This is a genomic window from Aeromicrobium sp. (assembly GCF_023146395.1).
Classification (GTDB): Bacteria; Actinomycetota; Actinomycetes; order Propionibacteriales; family Nocardioidaceae; genus Aeromicrobium.
Map to the genome: position 1 here is coordinate 363507 of NZ_JAGLCD010000004.1, position 20232 is coordinate 383738.

The 20232-nt window shown below is 71.1% G+C and carries 13 protein-coding genes and 1 tRNA gene; 8 read left to right on the plus strand and 6 right to left on the minus strand.

The genetic code is table 11. The features are described from left to right. Positions 1-7: 7 nt before the first annotated feature. Positions 8-397, minus strand: coding sequence for a MerR family transcriptional regulator (locus KAG51_RS03785; protein ID WP_290580774.1), 390 nt, complete (start codon positions 395-397; stop codon positions 8-10). A 101-nt stretch (positions 398-498) separates the two neighbouring features. Here KAG51_RS03785 and miaB point away from each other — a divergent pair, with 101 nt between their 5' ends. Beyond that, a complete protein-coding gene (gene miaB, locus KAG51_RS03790) occupies positions 499-1980 on the plus strand; it encodes a tRNA (N6-isopentenyl adenosine(37)-C2)-methylthiotransferase MiaB (RefSeq protein ID WP_290580776.1) in 1482 nt (493 codons plus the stop codon). 3 nt (positions 1981-1983) lie between these two features. On the opposite strand, the gene KAG51_RS03795 is transcribed toward miaB, so the two are convergent. From KAG51_RS03795 to KAG51_RS03805, 3 genes are all read right to left on the minus strand, one after another. Beyond that, complete coding sequence (locus tag KAG51_RS03795) at positions 1984-4017, minus strand: YhgE/Pip domain-containing protein (protein ID WP_290580778.1); 2034 nt, start codon at positions 4015-4017, stop codon at positions 1984-1986. Next, on the minus strand, positions 4017-6896 hold the full coding sequence (locus KAG51_RS03800; RefSeq protein ID WP_290580780.1) for an MMPL family transporter: 2880 nt from the start codon (positions 6894-6896) through the stop codon (positions 4017-4019). Before KAG51_RS03800 ends, KAG51_RS03795 begins: the two co-directional genes overlap by 1 nt. An 82-nt stretch (positions 6897-6978) precedes the next feature. Then, the gene (locus KAG51_RS03805) at positions 6979-7554 is read right to left on the minus strand and encodes a hypothetical protein (RefSeq protein WP_290580782.1); all 576 of its coding nucleotides are present in this window, start codon (positions 7552-7554) and stop codon (positions 6979-6981) included. A 56-nt stretch (positions 7555-7610) separates the two neighbouring features. Here KAG51_RS03805 and KAG51_RS03810 point away from each other — a divergent pair, with 56 nt between their 5' ends. From KAG51_RS03810 to hflX, 4 genes are read left to right on the plus strand one after another with little or no spacing between them, the layout of a single operon-like run. Then, the gene (locus tag KAG51_RS03810) at positions 7611-8246 is read left to right on the plus strand and encodes a hypothetical protein (RefSeq protein ID WP_290580784.1); all 636 of its coding nucleotides are present in this window, start codon (positions 7611-7613) and stop codon (positions 8244-8246) included. Positions 8247-8304: 58 nt separating this feature from the next. Beyond that, positions 8305-9231, plus strand: coding sequence for a tRNA (adenosine(37)-N6)-dimethylallyltransferase MiaA (gene miaA, locus KAG51_RS03815; protein WP_290580786.1), 927 nt, complete (start codon positions 8305-8307; stop codon positions 9229-9231). Between the two features lie 9 nt (positions 9232-9240). Beyond that, complete coding sequence (gene dapF, locus KAG51_RS03820) at positions 9241-10086, plus strand: diaminopimelate epimerase (protein WP_290580788.1); 846 nt, start codon at positions 9241-9243, stop codon at positions 10084-10086. Beyond that, positions 10083-11504, plus strand: coding sequence for a GTPase HflX (hflX, locus tag KAG51_RS03825; RefSeq protein ID WP_290580790.1), 1422 nt, complete (start codon positions 10083-10085; stop codon positions 11502-11504). Before dapF ends, hflX begins: the two co-directional genes overlap by 4 nt. 19 nt (positions 11505-11523) lie before the next feature. On the opposite strand, the gene KAG51_RS03830 is transcribed toward hflX, so the two are convergent. Then, positions 11524-12303 carry a DUF4190 domain-containing protein gene (locus tag KAG51_RS03830; protein ID WP_290580792.1) on the minus strand — a complete coding sequence of 260 codons (780 nt, stop codon included), beginning with the start codon at positions 12301-12303 and terminating at the stop codon, positions 11524-11526. 219 nt (positions 12304-12522) lie between these two features. Here KAG51_RS03830 and gltB point away from each other — a divergent pair, with 219 nt between their 5' ends. The 3 genes from gltB (at position 12523) to pyk (ending at position 20130) form a co-directional block, all read left to right on the plus strand. Next, positions 12523-17061 carry a glutamate synthase large subunit gene (gene gltB, locus KAG51_RS03835; RefSeq protein WP_290580794.1) on the plus strand — a complete coding sequence of 1513 codons (4539 nt, stop codon included), beginning with the start codon at positions 12523-12525 and terminating at the stop codon, positions 17059-17061. Continuing rightward, complete coding sequence (locus tag KAG51_RS03840) at positions 17054-18520, plus strand: glutamate synthase subunit beta (protein WP_290580796.1); 1467 nt, start codon at positions 17054-17056, stop codon at positions 18518-18520. Before gltB ends, KAG51_RS03840 begins: the two co-directional genes overlap by 8 nt. Before the next feature lie 158 nt (positions 18521-18678). Further along, complete coding sequence (gene pyk, locus KAG51_RS03845) at positions 18679-20130, plus strand: pyruvate kinase (RefSeq protein WP_290580798.1); 1452 nt, start codon at positions 18679-18681, stop codon at positions 20128-20130. 7 nt (positions 20131-20137) lie between these two features. On the opposite strand, the gene KAG51_RS03850 is transcribed toward pyk, so the two are convergent. Further along, a tRNA-Leu gene (locus KAG51_RS03850) sits at positions 20138-20220 on the minus strand. Positions 20221-20232: the final 12 nt, after the last annotated feature.

A 20232-nucleotide genomic window follows, 5' to 3' on the forward strand; every position in this document is an offset into this window, starting at 1 on the left:
CCCTCGGTCAGGCCGACTTCTCGCGCGGGCGGAGTCGGGCGTGGTACGTCGCGATCTTGGTCTCGATGGCGACCAGATGGGCCGAGACCTCCTCGAGCTGGCGCACGACCTCGTCGCGGTGCGCGGTCAGCACGGCCAGGCGCTCGGTCTCGTTGCCGGAACCGGCCCGGACGAGCTCGGCGTAGCGCCGGATGTCGCGGATCGGCATCCCCGTCGACCGGAGTCGGGTCACCAGCTCGATCCACCCGAGGTCGACATCGGTGTAGGTGCGGTGACCGTTGCCGCCGCGAGGCACGGCCCGCAGCAGCAGCCCGTCCCGTTCGTAGTAGCGCAGTGTGTCGACCGACACGCCGAGCTCGGCGGCTGCTGCGGCGATGGTGCGTGGGTGGTTCGGCATGTCGTCAGTCTGCTCGCCACCCGGTGGCGGTGTCAGGAGGCGTGGTGTGCGAGTCGGCTCGGGTCGGTCTGTGGGTCGTCGGCGCGTATCCTTGACGGGTCATGACGAAGACCTACGAGGTGCGCACCTACGGGTGCCAGATGAACGTGCACGACTCCGAGCGGATCAGCGGTCTGCTCGAGACGGCCGGGTACACCGCCGCCGAGAAGGCCGGCGGTGCCACGCCTGATCTCGTGGTGTTCAACACCTGCGCGGTCCGCGAGAACGCCGACAACAAGCTGTACGGCAACCTGGGCCACGTCGCGAGCCTCAAGGCGGAGAAGCCCGGGATGCAGGTCGCGGTCGGGGGCTGCCTGGCGCAGAAGGACCGCGCGACCATCACCGAGAAGGCCCCCTGGGTCGACGTCGTCTTCGGCACCCACAACGTCGGGTCGCTGCCGGTGCTCCTGGAGCGAGCCCGAGTGCAGTCCGAGGCGCAGGTCGAGATCCTCGACTCGCTCGAGACCTTCCCGTCGACGCTGCCGACCAAGCGCGACTCGGTGTTCGCAGCCTGGGTGTCGATCAGCGTGGGCTGCAACAACACCTGCACGTTCTGCATCGTGCCGAGCCTGCGCGGCAAGGAGCGCGACCGTCGCCCGGGCGACGTTCTCGCCGAGGTTGAGGCGCTCGTCGCCGACGGTGTCGTCGAGGTCACGCTGCTGGGCCAGAACGTCAACTCCTACGGCGTCGAGTTCGGCGACAAGCAGGCGTTCGGCAAGCTCCTGCGCGCGTGCGGCCAGATCGAGGGTCTGGAGCGGGTGCGGTTCACGAGTCCGCATCCCAAGGACTTCACCGACGACGTCATCGCGGCGATGGCCGAGACGCCCAACGTCATGCCGCAGCTGCACATGCCGCTGCAGTCGGGCTCGGACGACGTCCTCAAGCGCATGCGCCGGTCGTATCGGCGCGAGAAGTTCCTGGGCATCATCGATCGGGTCCGCGCCGCGATGCCCGACGCGGCGATCACGACCGACATCATCGTGGGGTTCCCGGGCGAGACCGACGAGGACTTCGAGCAGACCCTCGACGTCGTGCGCCGTGCCCGGTTCAGCAGCGCGTTCACGTTCCAGTACTCCCCACGCCCCGGCACGCCGGCCGCCGACCTCGACGACCAGATCGCCCCGGAGGTCGTCAAGGAGCGGTACCTGCGCCTGGCCGAGGTCGTCGACGAGATCGCGTGGTCGGAGAACCAGGCGCTCGTGGGCCGGCGCGTCGAGCTGCTCGTCTCCGACACGAGCGGCAAGAAGGACCGGGCGACCGAGCGCCTCACGGGGCGTGCGCGCGACAACCGTCTGGTCCACTTCGTCCCGGCGGACACGCAGGTGCGACCCGGCGACGTCGTGGAGGTCGAGATCACCTCGGCCGCTCCGCACCACCTGATGAGCGACCTCCCGCCGCTGAGCGCGCGCACGACGGCCGCCGGCGACGCCTGGGCCGCCCGCCGGGGCACGACCGAGGTCAGGCCTGGCACCCCGGTCGGACTCGGCATGCCAGGTCTCGGCGTGCCGGAGCCGCTGCCTCCGGCCCCCGCCTGCGCGACCTGAGGATCAGACGACGAGCTCGGGGTGCAGCCGGCCCATCGTGACCCGCTGTCGTCGGTAGGCCGCGACGACCGTGACCGCCAGCGCCAGCACCGTGAACACCGCGAGCGCGAAGAAGTCCCGCCCGACCGACTCCCCGCCGCCGGCCGTGGCTGCCCGGAACAGGTCGACGACGTAGGTCATCGGCAGCAGGTCGTGGAAGAAGTTGAAGAATCCCGGCGCCGTCTCGATCGGGTACGTGCCACCGGCCGAGGTCAGCTGCAGGCACACGACGACGAGTGCGAGGAACCGGCCGGCGGCGCCGAACAGGGCGATGAACATCTGGTTCACCGCGGTGAACACGACGCCTGCGGCCAGTGCGGTGCCGACCAGGAGCAGACGGTCCTCCGCGTGGATGCCGACGACCCCCTCGACGACGGCCACGAGCAGGAGCGCCTGCACGGCCGAGAGCACCAGACCGGGTGCCAGGCCGGCCAGGGCGATCCTGGCGCTGCCGGCCGTCGACGCGATCGCCCGGTCCGACAGCGGGCGCAGCAGGAGGTAGATCGCCATCGCGCCGACCCACAGGGCCAGGGCCATGAAGTAGGGCGCCAGCGCGGTGCCGTAGTTCGCGACCCCGTTGACGCGGTCGGCCGCGTCCTCGATCGGCGTGGCGACGGTCGAGGCGAGGTTCTGCCGCTCCTGCTCGTCGTAGTCGGGGACCTGGTCGACGCCCGCGGCCAGGCCGTCGGCGAGGTCGGACGAGCCCGCGGCGAGCTGATCGGCCCCCGAGGCCAGCTGGCCGACCCCGGCCGCGAGGTCGTCGGCCCCGGACGCGGCAGAGGCGGCCCCGTCGGCGAGCCGCCCCGTGCTGTCGGCGAGGGTCGAGGCGCCGCCGGCCGCCTGGTCGAGAGCGCTGACGAGCGTGGGCACGGCACCGGCGAGCTGGCGGTTGCCGTCCGCCACCTGGTTGGCTCCCGCGGCCAGTGCAGCGGTGTCGGCGCGGACCTGTTCGGCCTGCCCGCGGACCGTGCCGACGAACGCCGTGAGCTCGCCGGACCGGCTCGCGGCCTCGCGCAGCAGGGCGCAGCCCTCGGGCGGCCCCGCCGCCTCGCACTGGTCGGCCAGCGTCGTCAGCTGCGCGGCCAGGGCGTCGATGTCAGCGGCCGCGTCGCTCGTCGCGTCCAGCAGCCGCTGGGTGACGGTCTGCACCGTCTGGTTGACCTGGTCGGTGCCGGCGGCGACCTGGCCCGCGCCGTCTGCGAGTCGCTGGGTGTCCTGGACCAGGGTCCCGGTCTGGGAGCGCAGCAGGCCGAGCCCGGCGGCGAGCTGGCCGACCGCGCCGTCGAGCTGCGCGGCACCGCCGGCCAGCTCGCGGTTGCCGGCCGCGAGCTGCCGAGCCCCGGTCGCGGCCGAACTGGTGCCGTCGGCCAGCTCGCGTGCCCCACCGGCCAGGTCGGCAGCGCCATCGGCCGCTTCCTGCAGCGAGGCGCGGATGTCGCTGAACCCGAGGTAGACGTTGTCGAGGTAGGTTTCGGTGACCTGGGCGTTCAGCGCGGTACGGGCCGCGTCCAGGATGCGTTCGGCGATCGTGCCGTTGATGTAGTTGACCCGGTCGTTGGTGCGCAGGTCGAGCTGTCCCTGCACGGCCTGCGCCGGATCTGCCGAGGTCGAGGTCGCGGCGGCCGAGAGGTTCTCGGGGATCGTGAGGACGGCCTTGTACTCGCCCGAGGCCAGGCCGTCGGAGGCGTCCTTCGCGTCGGTCAGCACCCAGTCGTAGTTCGAGCCGTCGTCGTCGCCGATGAGGTCGGCGGCCAGCACACGGCCGATCGCGACGGGCTGGGTCGTGCCGTCGGGTGCGGTGACCTCGACGATCTCGTCCTCGTTGACCACCGCGGCCCGGATCTTGTCCAGATTCCCGGTCGGGTCGAGGTTGGCCCAGATGTAGAGGGCGCCGTACAGGAGCGGGACGATCGTCACCGCGACGACGGCCGCGCGGGCCAGTCGGCTGCGGCGCAGACGCGCGAGCTCGAACCAGGGCAGGGACGGGGAGGGGATCATCACAGCATCAGCTCGTCGAGGGTGCGGGCGGTGTCCAGCTCCAGGAGGTGGACCCGGTCGGACGGCGGGGGCGCAGCGCTCACGGACACGACGCTCGCCACGAGCGATGCCCCTGAGTCCTCCAGGAGGTGCTCGAGCGCGCCCCAGAGCAGGGCGAGGTCGTCGCCGATGCGGAGGTCGTCGGCCCCGTCGAGGACGACGACGCGAGGCGACTCCTGCAGGGCGAGCACGACACCGAGGAGCGTGCGCTGCAGCGGCGAGAGGCGCCCGACCGGCACCGAGCCCTCGACCGGGACGTGCGGCACGCCGTGCGCGGCGTGGGCGTGCGCGAGCGCACGGTCGAGCTGCTGGCGCACCGGGGCGATCCGCGACCTGCTCACCCAGAGCCCGAAGCGACGGATCGACAGTCGCTCGGCGATGTGCTGGTCGACCGTCAGGTTGACGTCCAGGTCGTTGAGACCCGCGATCTCGGCCAGGGCGACCGAGTGCCGCACGGCGCGGGCCTCCTGGGGGAGCAGGTGCCCGTTGACGCGCAGTCGTCCCTGGTCGTAGTCCATCCGTCCGGCGATGGTCAGCAGCAGTGCGGTCTTGCCCGATCCGCTCGGCCCGTGGACGACGAGCCAGTCGTGCTCCGGGAGGTCGATCGTGACGTCGTTGAAGACCGGACCGTGCGGGCCCGCCGTGGTCAGTCCGGCGGCCGTCACCGCAGCCGTGGAGTCGCGACGCGGCCAGCTCTGCAGCTCGACCCGGCGGTGCAGTGCCTCGCCCTCGACGTCGATGTGCGGCAGGACCTGATCGAGGCGCTTCGGCAGGCGCCAGGAGCGGGCGCCGAAGAGCTGCAGGACCGCCGGCGCGAACAGCATGCGGATCAGGAACGCGTCCACGAAGACGCCGATCGCGAGCGCGAAGGCGATCGACTTGATGTTGGGGTCGCCATCGGGCACGAAGGCCGCGAAGACCGCGAGCATGATGACGGCCGCGGCGGTCACGACGCGCGAGCTGCCGACGAACCCGTCGACGATCGCGCGGCGCGGATCGCCGCTGCGGACGTACTCCTCCTTCATGCGCGACATGAGGAACACCTCGTAGTCCATCGACAGGCCGAACAGCACGGCCATGAGGATGATCGGCAGGAAGCTGATGAGCGGTCCGGGGGAGTCGAGGTTGACCACGGGTCCGAGCCAGCCCCACTGGAACACCGCCACGACGGCGCCGAAGGCCGTTCCCGTCGACAGCAGGAAGCCGAGCGTGGCCTTCAGGGGGACGACGACGCTGCGGAACACGATCAGCAGCAGGAGGACCGACAGGCCCACCACGACGATCCCGAAGGGCACCAGGGCCGACTGCAGGCGGTCGGAGATGTCGATTCCCCCGGCCGTCAGACCGGTGACCTGCACCTGGACGCCGTGCTCCTGCTCCCAGCCCGGAGCGAGGGCACGGAGGCGGTCGACGAGGTCGTGGGTCGCGACGGCGTCGGGTCCGGAGGTGGGAATGACCTGGATGACTCCGGTGTCTCCGGTGCGGTTCGGGGTCGCGAGACCGATCGCGGCCACGCCGTCCAGGCGCCGGATGTCGGCCGTGACGTCGTCCACGACGCCGATCGGGTCGGTCGAGGTGATGAGGTCGGCCGTGACGAGCAGGGGGCCGTTGAATCCGGGGCCGAAGTACTCGTCGATCAGGTCGAACGCCTCGCGCTGCGTCGAGTCGTGGGGTGCGGAGCCGTTCGTGGGCAGGGCCAGGCGCAGGTCGGGGGCCGGGATCGTCGTGATCGCCAGGCCGACCACGATCAGCACGATGGCCGTCTTGGGGAACCGGATGACGGTCTGCACCCAGCGCCGGGAGAAGGCTCCGGGCGGGTGCTCACGGTCGGGTGCGAGCCGGGTGCCGGCTCGTCCCAACATCGCCGGGAGCAGGGTGAGGGCGACCGCGACCGCCACGACGACCGCGAAGGCCGCCACGATGCCCATGACGGTCAGGAACGGGATGCGCGCGATGCTGAGGCCGACCAGGGCGATCACGACCGTGGCACCCGCGAAGACGACCGCGGAGCCGGCGGTGGCGGTGGCGCGGGCCGTCGCCTCGTCGGGCTCGACGCCCTCGCCCAGGAGCTCGCGGTGGCGCGACACGATGAACAGGGCGTAGTCGATGCCGACCGCGAGGCCGATCATCAGGGCGAGCAGCGGAGCCGTGCTCGAGATCGTGACGAATCCGGTCGCCGCGAAGGTCAGGCCGACCGCCACGATGACGCCGGCCAGCGCCGTGACGATCGGGATCACGGCCGCTCGCAGCGAGCGGAACATCAGGAACAGCACGATGAAGGCGATGACGACGCCGAAGATCTCGACGATCGAGAGCTGTGGACCCGTGCTGGTGAACACGTCGCCGCCGAAGGCCGTGGTGTAGCCGGCCTCGTCCAGGGCGGTCGCCGTGGCGATCAGGTCGTCCTTGGCCGACGGGGCGACCGCTTCCAGGCCGACGTCGAACTGGACCAGGACCTGGGCGGCCTCCCGATCGGGGGAGATGCCGATGGCGTTGCCCTCGTCGAAGGGCGACACGACCTCGGTCACGCTGTCGATCGTGGCGATCTGCGCGACGGCCGCCTCCACGAGTCGGCGGGTGCGGGCGTCGTCGACCGTCTCGCCCTCCGGTGCGACGATCACCATCGTCGCGCCGGCGCCGCTCAGCTCGGGAAACGTGCGGTCGAGGGCGTTGATCGCGTCCTGTGACTCCGTGCCCGGGATCTCGAAGGAGTCGCGGGTGCCGTCGCCGAGCGCGGCAGCCGCTGCTCCCACGGCGATGATCGCGGCGACCCAGAGCAGGACGACGCGACGGTGGTGGACGTACGCCCAGCGGCCCAGGGCGTACAGAAAGGTCGACACGCGTTGAAGATACGATCCCGTATTCGATACGTCAATGTATCCAAACCGGATCGAGGTGTCGGCTGGGTCACACCGGCCGCCGTCAGGCGTTGCGCGCGATGCCGGCGTCGGGGTTCAGCAGGGTCTCCGGCACCGGACACCCCGTCATGACGGCGTCCATGCGGTCGACGATCGGTTCCCCGTCGACCTCCGGTTCCTCGAACAGGGCGTTCGGGTTGCTCTGGAGCTCGGTGACGTAGGCGTCGCGCGCCTCGATCAGCCGGTCCCAGTCGTCGAGCCAGTCGTCGAAGGGCTCGTCGGACGCGCGCAGGTCGGCGTCGAGGTCGCGCCAGCTCGCGACGACCTCCCGGACGACGGACGTCTGGGCCTCGATGCGCGCCGGCCGGTCGACCGCCAGGCCGTCGACGGAGACCGGCTCGACCCCGGCCGCGAGGGTGTTGCACCCGACGTCGACGGCGTCGATGATCTCGGGCTCGTCGATCGAGGCCGGGAGGTCCGAGCCACCGGCCACGATCAGGACGACGATGAGCCCGACCACGGCCACGGCCGAGGCGACACTCGTGCCGATCGCGATCCAGAGCCACCGGCGCGAGACCGGCGGGGGCGCGAACCGCCACGCGTCCTGCGCAGGGGGGTAGGGCGGCAGCGGATCGACCACGGGGACATGGTGTCACGTGGTCGGTGGCGCCGGGCCGGCATGGCTAGGCTCGTGCGGTGCCCTCCGCCGTGATCGTCCCCGCGTCGCCCGCGCTGGTGCCGGCGATCTCGGGCCTGGCTCCCGAGCTCGACGAGGTCCGCGCCGCGGCTCGGTCAGCGGTGCAGCAACTGCTCGCGACGCGCCCGGGTCGAGTCCTGGTGGTGGCCGACGCCCCCGAGGACGCCGACGAGACCTCGGCCCTGGACCTGCGGCCCTACGGCGTCTCCACCGCCCAGGTCGCCTCTGGTCCGGTGCCGGTCGCCTTCGCCACGGCAGCCTGGCTGCTGGACGATGCCGGCTGGGGCGGTCGACGCGCGTACGCCGGACCGGGACGTGCCACGGGGGCGGGCGACGACGCCGTGCTCGTGGTGGCCGACGGCACCGCCTGCCGCAGCGAGCGCGCTCCGGGACACCTCGATCCGCGTGCCGAGGGGGTCGACGCACGCCTGTCGACCGCGCTGGCCTCGGGTGACCTGCGGGTGCTGGACGACCTGGACCACGTCACGGTCCGCGAGCTGATGATCGGTGGCCTGCCGGCGCTGGCATGGCTCCGCGCCGCGGCCGCCCACCACGAGGTCACGGCGCGCCTGCTCTACCGCGGTGCACCGCTCGGCGTGGGGCTGTGGGTCGCGCAGTGGAGCTGGGACGAGTGAGCCGACTGAGCCGGCGCCGCGGACGACGCGGCGAGGTGCTGGTGCGAGGATGGCGCCCATGGGACGGGTCGATCACCTCGTGGCCGTGGTGGGCCCGACCGGGGTGGGCAAGTCCGACCTAGCGATCGAGCTGGCGTGCCGGCTCGGCGGCGAGGTCATCAGCACCGACGCCTACCAGCTGTACCGCGACATGGACATCGGGACGGCCAAGACGCCGGTCGCCGAGCGGCGAGGCGTCCCGCACCACCTCGTCGACGTGCTCGACCTCGCACAGGCCGCGTCGGTGGCCCAGTTCCAGACCGCTGCCCGCCGGGCGGTCGCCGACTGCCAGGCCCGAGGAGTCGTGCCGGTCGTCGTCGGCGGCTCGTCGCTGTACGTCCGTGCTGTGCTGGACGACCTCGACTTCCCGGGGACCGACCCGGACGTCCGCGCGCGGTGGACGCGCCGCCTCGACCAGGTCGGGTCGGCGGTCCTGCACCAGGAGCTGGCCGGACGCGATCCCGCGGCGGCCGCCCAGATCCTGCCGTCGAACGGGCGCCGGATCGTCCGTGCCCTCGAGGTGCTGGAGCTCACCGGTCAGCCCTTCCGCGCCCACATGCCCGCGTACGAGTCGGTCATCGGCCCGGTGTCCCTCGTGGGGCTCACCGCCGACCGCGACGTGCTCGACGCACGCCTGGCGGCCCGCGTCGACGCGATGTGGGAGGCCGGCCTGGTCGAGGAGGTGCGGGCCCTGGCGGCCCGCGGGCTGGCTGACTCGCCCACGGCGTCACGCGCGCTCGGGTACGCCGAGGTCCTCGACCTGATCGCCGGGCGCATCGACGAGCAGGAGGCCCGTGACCGCACCGTGCGCGGCACGCAGCGGTTCGCGCGACGTCAGGAGCGCCTGTTCGGCAAGGACCCCCGGGTGACCTGGCTGCCGCACGACGCGCCGGACCTGGTCGACCGCGCGGTCGCCGCCGCCTCGTCACCACCGCACCCGGCCTAGACTGGAGGGATGCACCTCACCTGGCTGAAGGGACACGGCACGGAGAACGACTTCGTGCTGCTGCCCGACCACGACGGCCGGGTGCTCGGCGACCTCGATCCGGGCTTCGTGGCCGAGCTGTGCGACCGGCACCGCGGCCTGGGCGCCGACGGCGTCCTGCGGGTCGTGCGGACCGCCGCGATCGACGTCGACCCCGACCTCGATCTCGCGGGCGCGGAGTGGTTCATGGACTACCGCAACGCCGACGGCTCGATCAGCGAGATGTGCGGCAACGGCGTGCGCGTGTTTGCGCGCCACCTGGTCGAGGAGTCCCTCGTCGACGCCGCCAGCCCGGTGCGGATCGGCACCCGCGACGGGGTCAAGGTCGTCACGCTGGCAGGCGACGACCTCCGGGTCGACATGGGTCCCTTCGTCGTCGGTGACGTCTCGGAGGTCACGGTCGGTGACCACGCCTGGAAGGCGCGGGAGGTCCACACGGGCAATCCGCACGCGGTCGCGTTCGTCGACGCGGTGGCCGACGCCGGACCACTGGTGGAGCAGCCGGGGTACGACGCCGGGGTCTATCCCGACGGCGTCAACATCGAGTTCGTGGAGCGACGCGGCGACCGCCACGTCGCGATGCGCGTGCACGAGCGTGGCTCCGGTGAGACCCGGTCGTGCGGCACGGGTGCCTGCGCCGTCGGACTCGCCGCGGCGCTCGCCGACGGGGCGCGGCCCACGCGGGAGGCGCCCGTCCGGTACCGCGTCGACGTGCCGGGCGGCACGGTGCACGTCGAGTGGACGGCCGACGATCGCCTCGTGCTGGAAGGTCCCGCCGTCATCGTGGCAGCGGGGGAGATGGAGTGGCGCGCATGAGTCGAGCCGACCTGGACCGTGACGTGACCGAGATCCCGGTGGAGTCGCCCGGGTTCGAGGAGATCGGGCAGGAGCTCGCCGAACGCCAGTCGCTGCGCCGCGTCGCCGGTCTGCGCACCGAGCTCGAGGACATCACCGAGGTCGAGTACCGGCAGCTGCGCCTGGAGCGGGTCGTCCTGGTCGGTGTCTGGACCGAGGGCAGCGCCGAGGATGCCGAGAACTCGCTCGCCGAGCTCAAGCTCCTGGCCGAGACCGCCGGGTCCGAGGTGCTCGACGCGCTGATCCAGCGACGTTCGCGGCCTGATCCGGCCACGTACATCGGCAGTGGCAAGGTCGCCGAGCTGCACGAGATCGTGGAGGCGACCGGCGCCGACACCGTGATCTGCGACGGGGAGCTGGCCCCGAGCCAGCTGCGCAACCTCGAGGACCGGGTCAAGGTCAAGGTCGTCGATCGCGTGGCCCTGATCCTCGACATCTTCGCGCAGCACGCCAAGAGCGCCGAGGGCAAGGCGCAGGTCGAGCTCGCCCAGCTGCAGTACCAGACGCAGCGTCTGCGTGGCTGGGGCGGCAATCTCTCGCGCCAGGCGGGCGGACGTGCCGCCGGAGGCGAGGGCATCGGTGGTCGCGGCCCCGGTGAGACCAAGCTCGAGACCGACCGCCGGCGCATCCAGGCCAAGATGGCCAAGCTGCGCCGCGAGCTGGCGCACCTGCGCACGACGCGGGACACCAAGAAGGCCAACCGCCGTCGCCACGAGGTGCCGTCGGTCGCGATCGCCGGGTACACCAACGCCGGCAAGTCGAGCCTGCTCAACCGGCTCACCGGCGCCGGCGTGCTGGTCGAGGACGCCCTGTTCGCGACCCTGGACCCGACGACGCGCCGCACCGAGACCTCCGACGGACGCGTCTACACGCTGTCGGACACCGTCGGCTTCGTCCGTCACCTGCCGCACCAGCTGGTCGAGGCCTTCCGCTCGACGCTGGAGGAGGTCGGTGACGCCGACCTGGTCCTGCACGTCGTCGACGGCTCCCATCCCGATCCGGAGGGTCAGCTCGCCGCGGTGCGCGAGGTGTTCGCCGACATCGAGGCGATCCACGTGCCCGAGATCGTCGTGGTCAACAAGGCCGACCAGGCCGACCAGGTGGCGCTGGCCCGCCTGCTGACCCGGGAACCGCACGCGGTCGTGGTCAGCGCCCGCACGGGCGAGGGCATCGACGAGCTCCTCGGGGCGATCGAGGCCGATCTGCCCCGTCCGGCCGTGCAGGTCTCGCTGGTCCTGCCGTACGAGCGCGGTGACCTGCTGAACCAGATCCACACCTCCGGCGACATCGAGACGATCGCCCACGAGGCCGACGGCACCCACGTCGTCGCGCGGGTGGGGGAGCAGCTCGCGCACGAGCTGGACCCCTACAGCGTCTGAGGCGTTCCCCGGGTGCGGCTCAGCGCTCGCTGCCCTGGAGGGTCTCCGAGACGTCCTCCGGGCTGATCAGGACGCACGTGACCAGGCGGTCGCCGTACTTCCACGTCTGTGCCGTGGGCACGTAGTAGTAGAAGTCGAGCTCGGAGTCCTCGTACGTCAGTCCCACGAACGGCTCGAACGCCTGGTAGCAGGTGCTGTCGGCGATCTCGCTCATCTCGGCGTCGCCCGGGAACTCAGGCTCGGTCAGCTCCAGGTCGTGGAAGACCTCCCCGTTGTGTGGCTCGTCGCAGGGCCGTGCGCTGACGGTGTAGACGTTCTCCTCGTGGCCGCTGAACTCCTCCGCGAGGCAGTCGCCGACCACCAGGTCCTCCACGGAGACCTCGCCTCCGGACGTGATGTCGCCGTTGTCGTCGCGGTCGGCCGGCACGGAGGCGATCAGCACGACCGCGAGGATCACGCTCCCGATCGTCCACAACGTCACGATCACGAGCGAGGCCCACGCCATCCCCCGACCGCGCCGCTGACCGTCGTGAGGGCCGACGAGGACCATGATCGCGAGCACGGCCGCCGCGATCCAGGTCAGGCACAGGGGAAGGATCGCGAGTACCAGGGCCCAGACCGCCTTGGTGCGGGAGGCCGCGGCGTCCTCGCCCGGCTGTGGGGGACCCGGCGGATAGGGCGGGCATCCCGGGTACCACGGCTGAGGCGGGTACGCGGGATACCGCTGCGCCGGTGGCGTCTGTACGGGCTGGCCGAAGGGGTCGCGGTCAGGACCGCCGGGCGGCGGGGCGTCGGTCACGGGCGGCGGTCCTGTCAGTCGCAGGTGGGCGACCGGACAGCGAACGCCACCACAGGTCCCGGACAGGGTAGGGCGCCAGGAGCCACTGCGGGGCGGGATGGTCGCACTGAGGCGGGCCTGATTCGTCCGTGTGTCCGGCGCGTGTCATGATGGACTGCTGCCGCGGCCAACGTCGTCCACGGAATGCACGACTTGTCGACGACGCTGAAGGGGACTCATGTGAGCGCCTTGTTCTCCAGCCTTCCCACCGCCCAGGGCCTGTACGACCCGGCGAACGAGCACGACGCGTGCGGTGTCGCCTTCGTGGCCACGCTCACGGGTGTGGCCAGCAACGACATCGTGGCCAAAGGGCTCACGGCGTTGCGCAACCTCGACCACCGTGGCGCCGTGGGCGGCGAACCCGACACCGGCGACGGTGCGGGCATCCTCCTGCAGGTCCCGGACCGCTTCCTGCGGGCCGTGGCCGACGTCGACCTGCCCGAGCCGGGCCGGTACGCCGCGGGCATCGCCTACCTGCCGGCCGACGCCGACCGGGCCGCCGAGGCCAAGGCGGCGATCGAGGCGCTGACCGCCGAGGAGGGCCTGACGTTCCTGGGCTGGCGCGACGTCCCGGTCGATCCGTCGATCCTCGGCAACATGGCCCTGGGGGCGATGCCGAGCTTCTCGACCCTGTTCGTGACCTCGCCCGACGGCTCGCTCGAGGGCGTCGAGCTCGACCGCCACACCTACGGCCTGCGCAAGCGCGCCGAGCACGAGAACGACGTGTACTTCCCGTCGCTGTCGGCCCGCACCTTCGTCTACAAGGGCATGCTCACGACCGAGCAGCTCGACGCGTTCTATCCCGACCTGCGTGACGAGCGCATGGAGTCGGCGCTGGCCATCGTGCACAGCCGGTTCTCCACCAACACCTTCCCCAGCTGGCCCCTGGCGCACCCGTTCCGCTTCGTGGCCCACAACGGCGAGATCAACACCGCGCGCGGCAACCGCAACTGGATGCGGGCGCGCGAGGCATTGCTCGAGAGCGACCTCATCCCGGGCGACATCTCGCGCCTGTTCCCGATCTGCGACCCGCACGGCAGCGACACCGCCTCGCTCGACGAGGTGCTCGAGCTGCTGCACCTGGGCGGTCGCACCCTGCCCCACGCCGTCATGATGATGATCCCGGAGTCGTGGGAGAACGACACGGTCATGGACCCCGCCCGCCGGGCGTTCTACGAGTTCCACTCCTCGATCATGGAGGCCTGGGACGGGCCCGCCTGCGTGACCTTCACCGACGGCACCCAGATCGGTGCGGTCCTGGACCGCAACGGCCTGCGTCCGGGCCGCTTCTGGGTCACCGACGACGGCCTCGTCGTGCTGGCCTCGGAGGCTGGCGTGCTCGACCTCGACCAGGCCTCGATCGTCCGCAAGGGCCGCCTCGAGCCGGGCCGGATGTTCCTGCTCGACCTCGACGAGCACCGCATCATCGAGGACGACGAGATCAAGGGCCAGCTCGCCTCCGAGCACCCCTACGACGAGTGGCTCTACTCCGGCCTGGTCCGCTTCGAGGACCTGCCCGACCTGGAGCACATCGTGCACACGCACGCCTCGGTCACCCGCCGCCAGCAGGTCTTCGGGTACACCGAGGAGGAGGTGCGCAAGCTCGTCGCGCCCATCGCCCGCACCGGCGCCGAGGCCATCGGGTCCATGGGCACCGACACGCCGATCGCGGCCATCTCCGAGCGCCCCCGGCAGCTCTTCGACTACTTCAGCCAGCTCTTCGCGCAGGTCACCAACCCGCCGCTGGACTCGATCCGCGAGGAGATCGTGACCTCGCTGGCCGGCACGATGGGCCCGGAGAAGAACCTGCTCGACCCGAGCCCCGCGAGCTGCCGCATGCTGCAGCTGCCGTTCCCCGTCATCGACAACGACGAGCTCGCCAAGATCCGGCACATGAACAAGGACGGCGACATGCCGGGGTTCAGCGTGCACGTCGTGCGGGGTCTGTACGACGTCGCCGGCGGCGGACGCGCCCTGAAGGACAAGATCGACGAGATCTGCGCCGACGTGTCGCGCGCGGTGGCCGACGGCGCCCGCATCATCGTGCTGTCGGACCGGCACTCCAACGCCGACCTGGCGCCGATCCCGTCCCTGCTGCTGACCGGCGCGGTGCACCACCACATGGTGCGCGAGAAGCTGCGCACGCAGGCCGGTCTGATCGTCGAGACCGGAGACGTGCGCGAGGTACACCACGTCGCGCTGCTGATCGGGTTCGGCGCCACGGCCGTCAACCCGTACCTGGCGCTCGAGACCGGCGAGGACCTGGCCCGCGAGGGCGTCTTCGTGCAGGGCGTCGAGCCGTCCAAGGCCGCGCGCAACATCGTCTACGGCCTCGGCAAGGGCGTGCTCAAGGTCATGAGCAAGATGGGTGTCTCGACGGTGTCGTCGTACACCGGCGCCCAGATCTTCGAGTGCATCGGCCTGGAGCAGGACGTCATCGACGCCTACTTCACCGGCACGTCGAGCAAGCTCGGCGGCGTCGGCCTCGACGTGATCGCGGCCGAGGTCGCGGCCCGTCACGCCGTCGCCTACCCCACGTCCGGCATCGCCGGCCCGCGGATGCTCGAGGTCGGCGGCGAGTACCAGTGGCGTCGTGAGGGCCCCGAGCACCTCTTCGACCCCGAGACGGTCTTCCGGCTGCAGCACTCGACCCGCACGGGTCGCTACGACATCTTCAAGCAGTACACCTCGCGCGTCGACGACCAGTCCGAGCGGCTCATGACGCTGCGCGGCCTGTTCGCGTTCAAGGACGGCGAGCGTGCGCCGATCTCGATCGACGAGGTCGAGCCGGTCAGCGAGATCGTCAAGCGGTTCTCCACCGGCGCGATGAGCTACGGCTCGATCAGCCAGGAGGCGCACGAGACGCTGGCGATCGCGATGAACCGCCTCGGCGGCAAGTCCAACACCGGCGAGGGCGGCGAGGACCCGGAGCGGCTGTACGACCCCGAGCGTCGGTCGTCGATCAAGCAGGTCGCCTCGGGGCGCTTCGGCGTCACCTCGGAGTACCTGACCAACGCCGACGACATCCAGATCAAGATGGCGCAGGGTGCCAAGCCCGGTGAAGGCGGCCAGCTTCCCGGACCGAAGGTGTACCCGTGGGTCGCGAAGACCCGGCACTCCACGCCGGGCGTGGGCCTCATCAGCCCGCCGCCGCACCACGACATCTACTCGATCGAGGACCTCAAGCAGCTCATCCACGACCTGAAGAACGCCAACCCGTCGGCGCGTGTGCACGTCAAGCTCGTCTCCGAGGTCGGAGTGGGCACGGTCGCGGCAGGCGTCTCGAAGGCCAAGGCCGACGTCGTGCTGATCTCCGGCCACGACGGCGGCACCGGCGCCTCGCCGCTGACGTCGCTCAAGCACGCGGGCGGACCGTGGGAGCTCGGCCTGGCCGAGACCCAGCAGACGCTGCTGCTCAACCTGCTGCGTGACCGCATCGTCGTGCAGTGCGACGGCCAGCTGAAGACCGGCCGCGACGTCGTCATCGCCGCCCTGCTGGGTGCGGAGGAGTTCGGCTTCGCGACGGCCCCGCTCGTCGTGAGCGGCTGCATCATGATGCGCGTCTGCCACCTCGACACCTGCCCTGTGGGCGTCGCGACGCAGAACCAGCAGCTGCGGGAGAAGTTCTCCGGCAAGGCCGAGTACGTCGTGAACTTCTTCGAGTTCATCGCGCAGGAGGTCCGCGAGATCCTGGCCGAGCTGGGATTCCGCACGATCGAGGAGGCCGTCGGCCACGCCGAGGTCCTCGACACGCGTCGGGCGGTCGACCACTGGAAGGCGCAGGGCCTGGATCTGTCGCCCATCTTCCACGTGCCCGAGCTCCCCGAGGGCGCAGCCCGACACTGCACCACGACGCAGGACCACGGCCTCGACGCGGCCCTGGACACCGAGCTCATCGCGCTCAGCGCCGATGCGCTGGAGCGGGGCGAGCCCGTGCGTGCGCAGATCGCGATCCGCAACGTCAACCGCACGACCGGCACGATGCTCGGCCACGAGGTCACGAAGCGCTACCGGGGCGAGGGACTGCCTGACGACACGATCGACATCACCTTCACGGGTGCGGCCGGTCAGTCGTTCGGCGCGTTCGTGCCCCGCGGCATCACGCTGCGCCTCGAGGGCGACGGCAACGACTACGTCGGCAAGGGCCTCTCCGGCGGCCGGTTGATCGTGCGTCCGCCGCGCGAGGCGAAGATCGTCGCCGAGGACCACATCGTGGCCGGCAACGTCATCGGCTTCGGGGCCACCGGCGGCGAGATCTTCCTGCGGGGCCGGGTGGGCGAGCGCTTCTGCGTCCGCAACTCCGGTGCTCGCGCGGTGGTCGAGGGGGTGGGCGACCACGCGCTGGAGTACATGACCGGCGGTCGCGTCGCCATCCTCGGCCCGACCGGTCGCAACATCGCCGCCGGCATGAGCGGTGGCATCGCCTGGGTCCTCGACCTCGACGAGTCGCTGGTCAACCGCGAGATGGTCGAGACGCGCGCCGTCCCGGCCGAGAGCGCCGAGGAGCTCCAGCAGCTCGTGCGCCGGCACGCCGAGGAGACCGGCTCGGAGCTCGCCGAACGGCTGCTGGCCGACTGGCCGGCCTCGCTCGAGCGCTTCGTCGAGATCATGCCGGTCAACTTCCGCAAGGTGCTCGAGGCGCAGGCCGCCGCCCAGGCCGAAGGGCTGTCCGACGACGAGACGACTGCACGCATGATGGAGGTGGCCGCGAATGGCTGATCCCAGGGGATTCATCACGACGCCCCGAGAGGTCGCCCCCCGGCGGCCCGTCGAGGAGCGGGTCCACGACTGGAAGGAGGTCTACCCGGGTGGTCCGGGCAAGGCGCTCCTGCCGATCATCTCCGAGCAGGCCGGACGCTGCATGGACTGCGGCATCCCGTTCTGCCACCAGGGCTGCCCGCTGGGCAACCTGATCCCGGAGTGGAACGACCTGGTCTGGCGCGACGACTGGGACGACGCGATCGACCGGCTGCACCGCACCAACAACTTCCCGGAGTTCACCGGGCGGCTGTGCCCGGCGCCGTGCGAGACGGCGTGCGTCGTGGGCATCAACCGCGACCCCGTCACGATCAAGAACGTCGAGGTCGCGATCATCGACAAGGCGTGGGAGCAGAACAACGTCAAGCCCCAGGCGCCGGAGTTCCTGACCGGGCGCACGGTCGCGGTCATCGGCTCGGGCCCGGCGGGTCTGGCCGTCGCGCAGCAGCTGACGCGTGCCGGTCACACCGTCGCGGTGTACGAGCGTGACGACAAGCCGGGCGGCCTGCTGCGCTACGGGATCCCCGAGTTCAAGATGGAAAAGGTCCAGGTCGACCGTCGCATCGCCCAGATGCAGCGCGAGGGCACGGTCTTCCGCACCGGGGTCCAGGTCGGCGAGACCCTCACGGGCAGCCAGCTGCGCGACCGGTACGACGCCGTCGTGCTGGCCACGGGTGCCACGGTGCGCCGCGACCTGCCGATCGACGGGCGCGAGCACCAGGGCATCCACCAGGCGATGGACTTCCTCCCGCAGGCCAACCGCGCTGCGCTCGGTGAAGAGGTCGAGGACCAGATCGTGGCGACCGACAAGGACGTCGTGATCATCGGCGGCGGCGACACCGGCGCGGACTGCCTGGGCACCTCGATCCGTCAGGGCGCCCGCAGCATCACGAGCCTGGAGATCATGCCGCAGCCGGGGGAGGAGCGCCCGGAGAACCAGCCGTGGCCGACCTACCCCATGACCTACCGCGTCGCCTCGGCGCACGAGGAGGGCGGCGACCGCGTCTACGCGGTCTCGACCAAGGAGTTCATCGGCGACGAGCACGGCAACGTCAGCGGCCTGCGCATCAGCGAGGTCGAGATGGTCGACGGGAAGTTCACCGAGGTCGAGGGCACGGAGCGGGTCATCCCGGCGCAGCTCGTGCTGTTCGCGATGGGCTTCACCGGCCCGGAGACCGACGGGGTCGTGGCGCAGCTCGGGGTCGAGCTCGACGAGCGGGGCAACGTCAAGCGCGACAAGAACTACATGTCCAGCGTCCCCGGCGTCTTCGTCGCGGGTGACTGCGGCCGTGGTCAGTCGCTCATCGTGTGGGCCATCGCGGAGGGTCGCGGCGCCGCTGCCGGCGTCGACGCCTACCTCCAGGGCTCGACGACTCTCCCGAGCCCCATCCCCCCGACCGCCCGCCCCCTCGTCGTCTGAGGCAGGTGCCGCTCGCGAGAGACTTTGTTGGTGGTCAGGAGAGAAATTGTGGCCTCCTGGCCTGCGCAAAGTCTCTCGCGAGCGCAACAAACTCTCTCGCGAGCGGCAATGTGGGTCGTGACTGTCGGGTAATGGGTGAGGGTCGATAGGCTCAAGGGGTGCGTAGAGCCAAGATCGTCTGCACCCTCGGCCCCGCGGTCAACACCGCCGAGCGGATCCTCCAGCTGGCCGAGGCCGGCATGGACGTGGCCCGCCTGAACATGAGCCACGGCGAGCAGACCGACCACCAGTCGAATCTCGAGTTCGTGCGCGCCGCCGCGGCGCAGACGGGCAAGGCGATCGCCGTGCTCGCGGACCTGCAGGGGCCCAAGATCCGGCTCGGGCGGTTCTCCGGCGGGCCCGTGGAGCTCGCGCTCGGCGACCGCTTCACGATCACGATCGAGGACGTCGACGGCAACCAGGAGCGGTGCTCCACGACCTACAAGGGCCTGCCCGGTGACGTCTCCCCGGGCGACGAGATCCTCGTCGACGACGGTCGGGTGCGTCTGCGCGCGCTCGAGGTCACCTCGACCGAGGTCGTCACGATCGCCGAGACGGCCGGCGTCCTCAGCAACAACAAGGGCCTCAACCTGCCCGGCGTCGCCGTCAGCGTCCCGGCCATGAGCGCCAAGGACATCGACGACCTGCGGTTCGCGCTGCGCGCCGGCGTCGACTTCATCGCCCTGTCGTTCGTGCGCTCGGCGCGTGATGCGGAGGACGTCCGCAAGATCATGAGCGAGGAGGACATCCACCGTCCGATCATCGCCAAGATCGAGAAGCCCCAGGCCGTCGACGCGCTCGACGACATCGTCGACGCCTTCGACGGCTTCATGGTGGCGCGCGGCGACCTCGGCGTCGAGCTGCCGCTCGAGGACGTGCCGATCGTCCAGAAGCTCATCGTCGAGAAGGCGCGGCGCAACGCCAAGCCGGTCATCGTGGCGACCCAGATGCTCGAGTCGATGATCTCGGCCCCGCGTCCCACCCGGGCCGAGGCGTCCGACGTCGCCAACGCGGTGCTCGACGGCGCCGACGCGGTGATGCTGTCGGGCGAGACCAGCGTGGGGGAGTACCCGATCCAGACGGTGCGCACGATGGCGCGCATCGTGGAGTCCACCGAGGACCACGGCCTTCCGCGCATGGCCGCCTACACGTGGCAGGCGCGCACCCGCACCGGCATCGTGTGCAAGGCCGCGCAGCAGGTCGGCGAGGCGGTCGACGCCCGCTACCTCGTGGCCTTCACCACGACGGGCGGATCGGCGCGCCGCATGGCCCGCTACCGCTCGCACATCCCCGTGCTCGCGTTCACCCCGCACGAGCACGTGCGCAACCAGCTCGCGCTGACCTGGGGGGTCGAGACCCTCCTGGTCAAGGAGGTCGTGCACACCGACGAGATGGTCATGCAGGTCGACAAGGCGCTCCTGGAGGCGGCTCGCTGCTCCGAGGGTGAAGAGGTCGTCGTCGTGGCCGGTGCACCCCCGGGCATCCCGGGCTCCACCAACGCCCTGCGCATCCACCGCATCGGTGACGCGATCAACCGGGTCGTCCCGGCGTACCAGGACATCCAGGCCTGAGCCTCGGTGCCGACAGCGGGACTCGAACCCGCACGCCCTTTCGGACAATGGTTTTTGAGACCATCGCGTCTACCATTCCGCCATGTCGGCCGGCTGTGAAGC

Coding starts and splice junctions, on each gene's coding strand:
- KAG51_RS03785 (WP_290580774.1), bottom strand. CDS start 397: ATGCCGAACCACCCACGCACCATCGCCGCAGCAGCCGCCGAGCTCGGC.
- miaB (WP_290580776.1), top strand. CDS start 499: ATGACGAAGACCTACGAGGTGCGCACCTACGGGTGCCAGATGAACGTG.
- KAG51_RS03795 (WP_290580778.1), bottom strand. CDS start 4,017: ATGATCCCCTCCCCGTCCCTGCCCTGGTTCGAGCTCGCGCGTCTGCGC.
- miaA (WP_290580786.1), top strand. CDS start 8,305: ATGGGACGGGTCGATCACCTCGTGGCCGTGGTGGGCCCGACCGGGGTG.
- dapF (WP_290580788.1), top strand. CDS start 9,241: ATGCACCTCACCTGGCTGAAGGGACACGGCACGGAGAACGACTTCGTG.
- hflX (WP_290580790.1), top strand. CDS start 10,083: ATGAGTCGAGCCGACCTGGACCGTGACGTGACCGAGATCCCGGTGGAG.
- KAG51_RS03840 (WP_290580796.1), top strand. CDS start 17,054: ATGGCTGATCCCAGGGGATTCATCACGACGCCCCGAGAGGTCGCCCCC.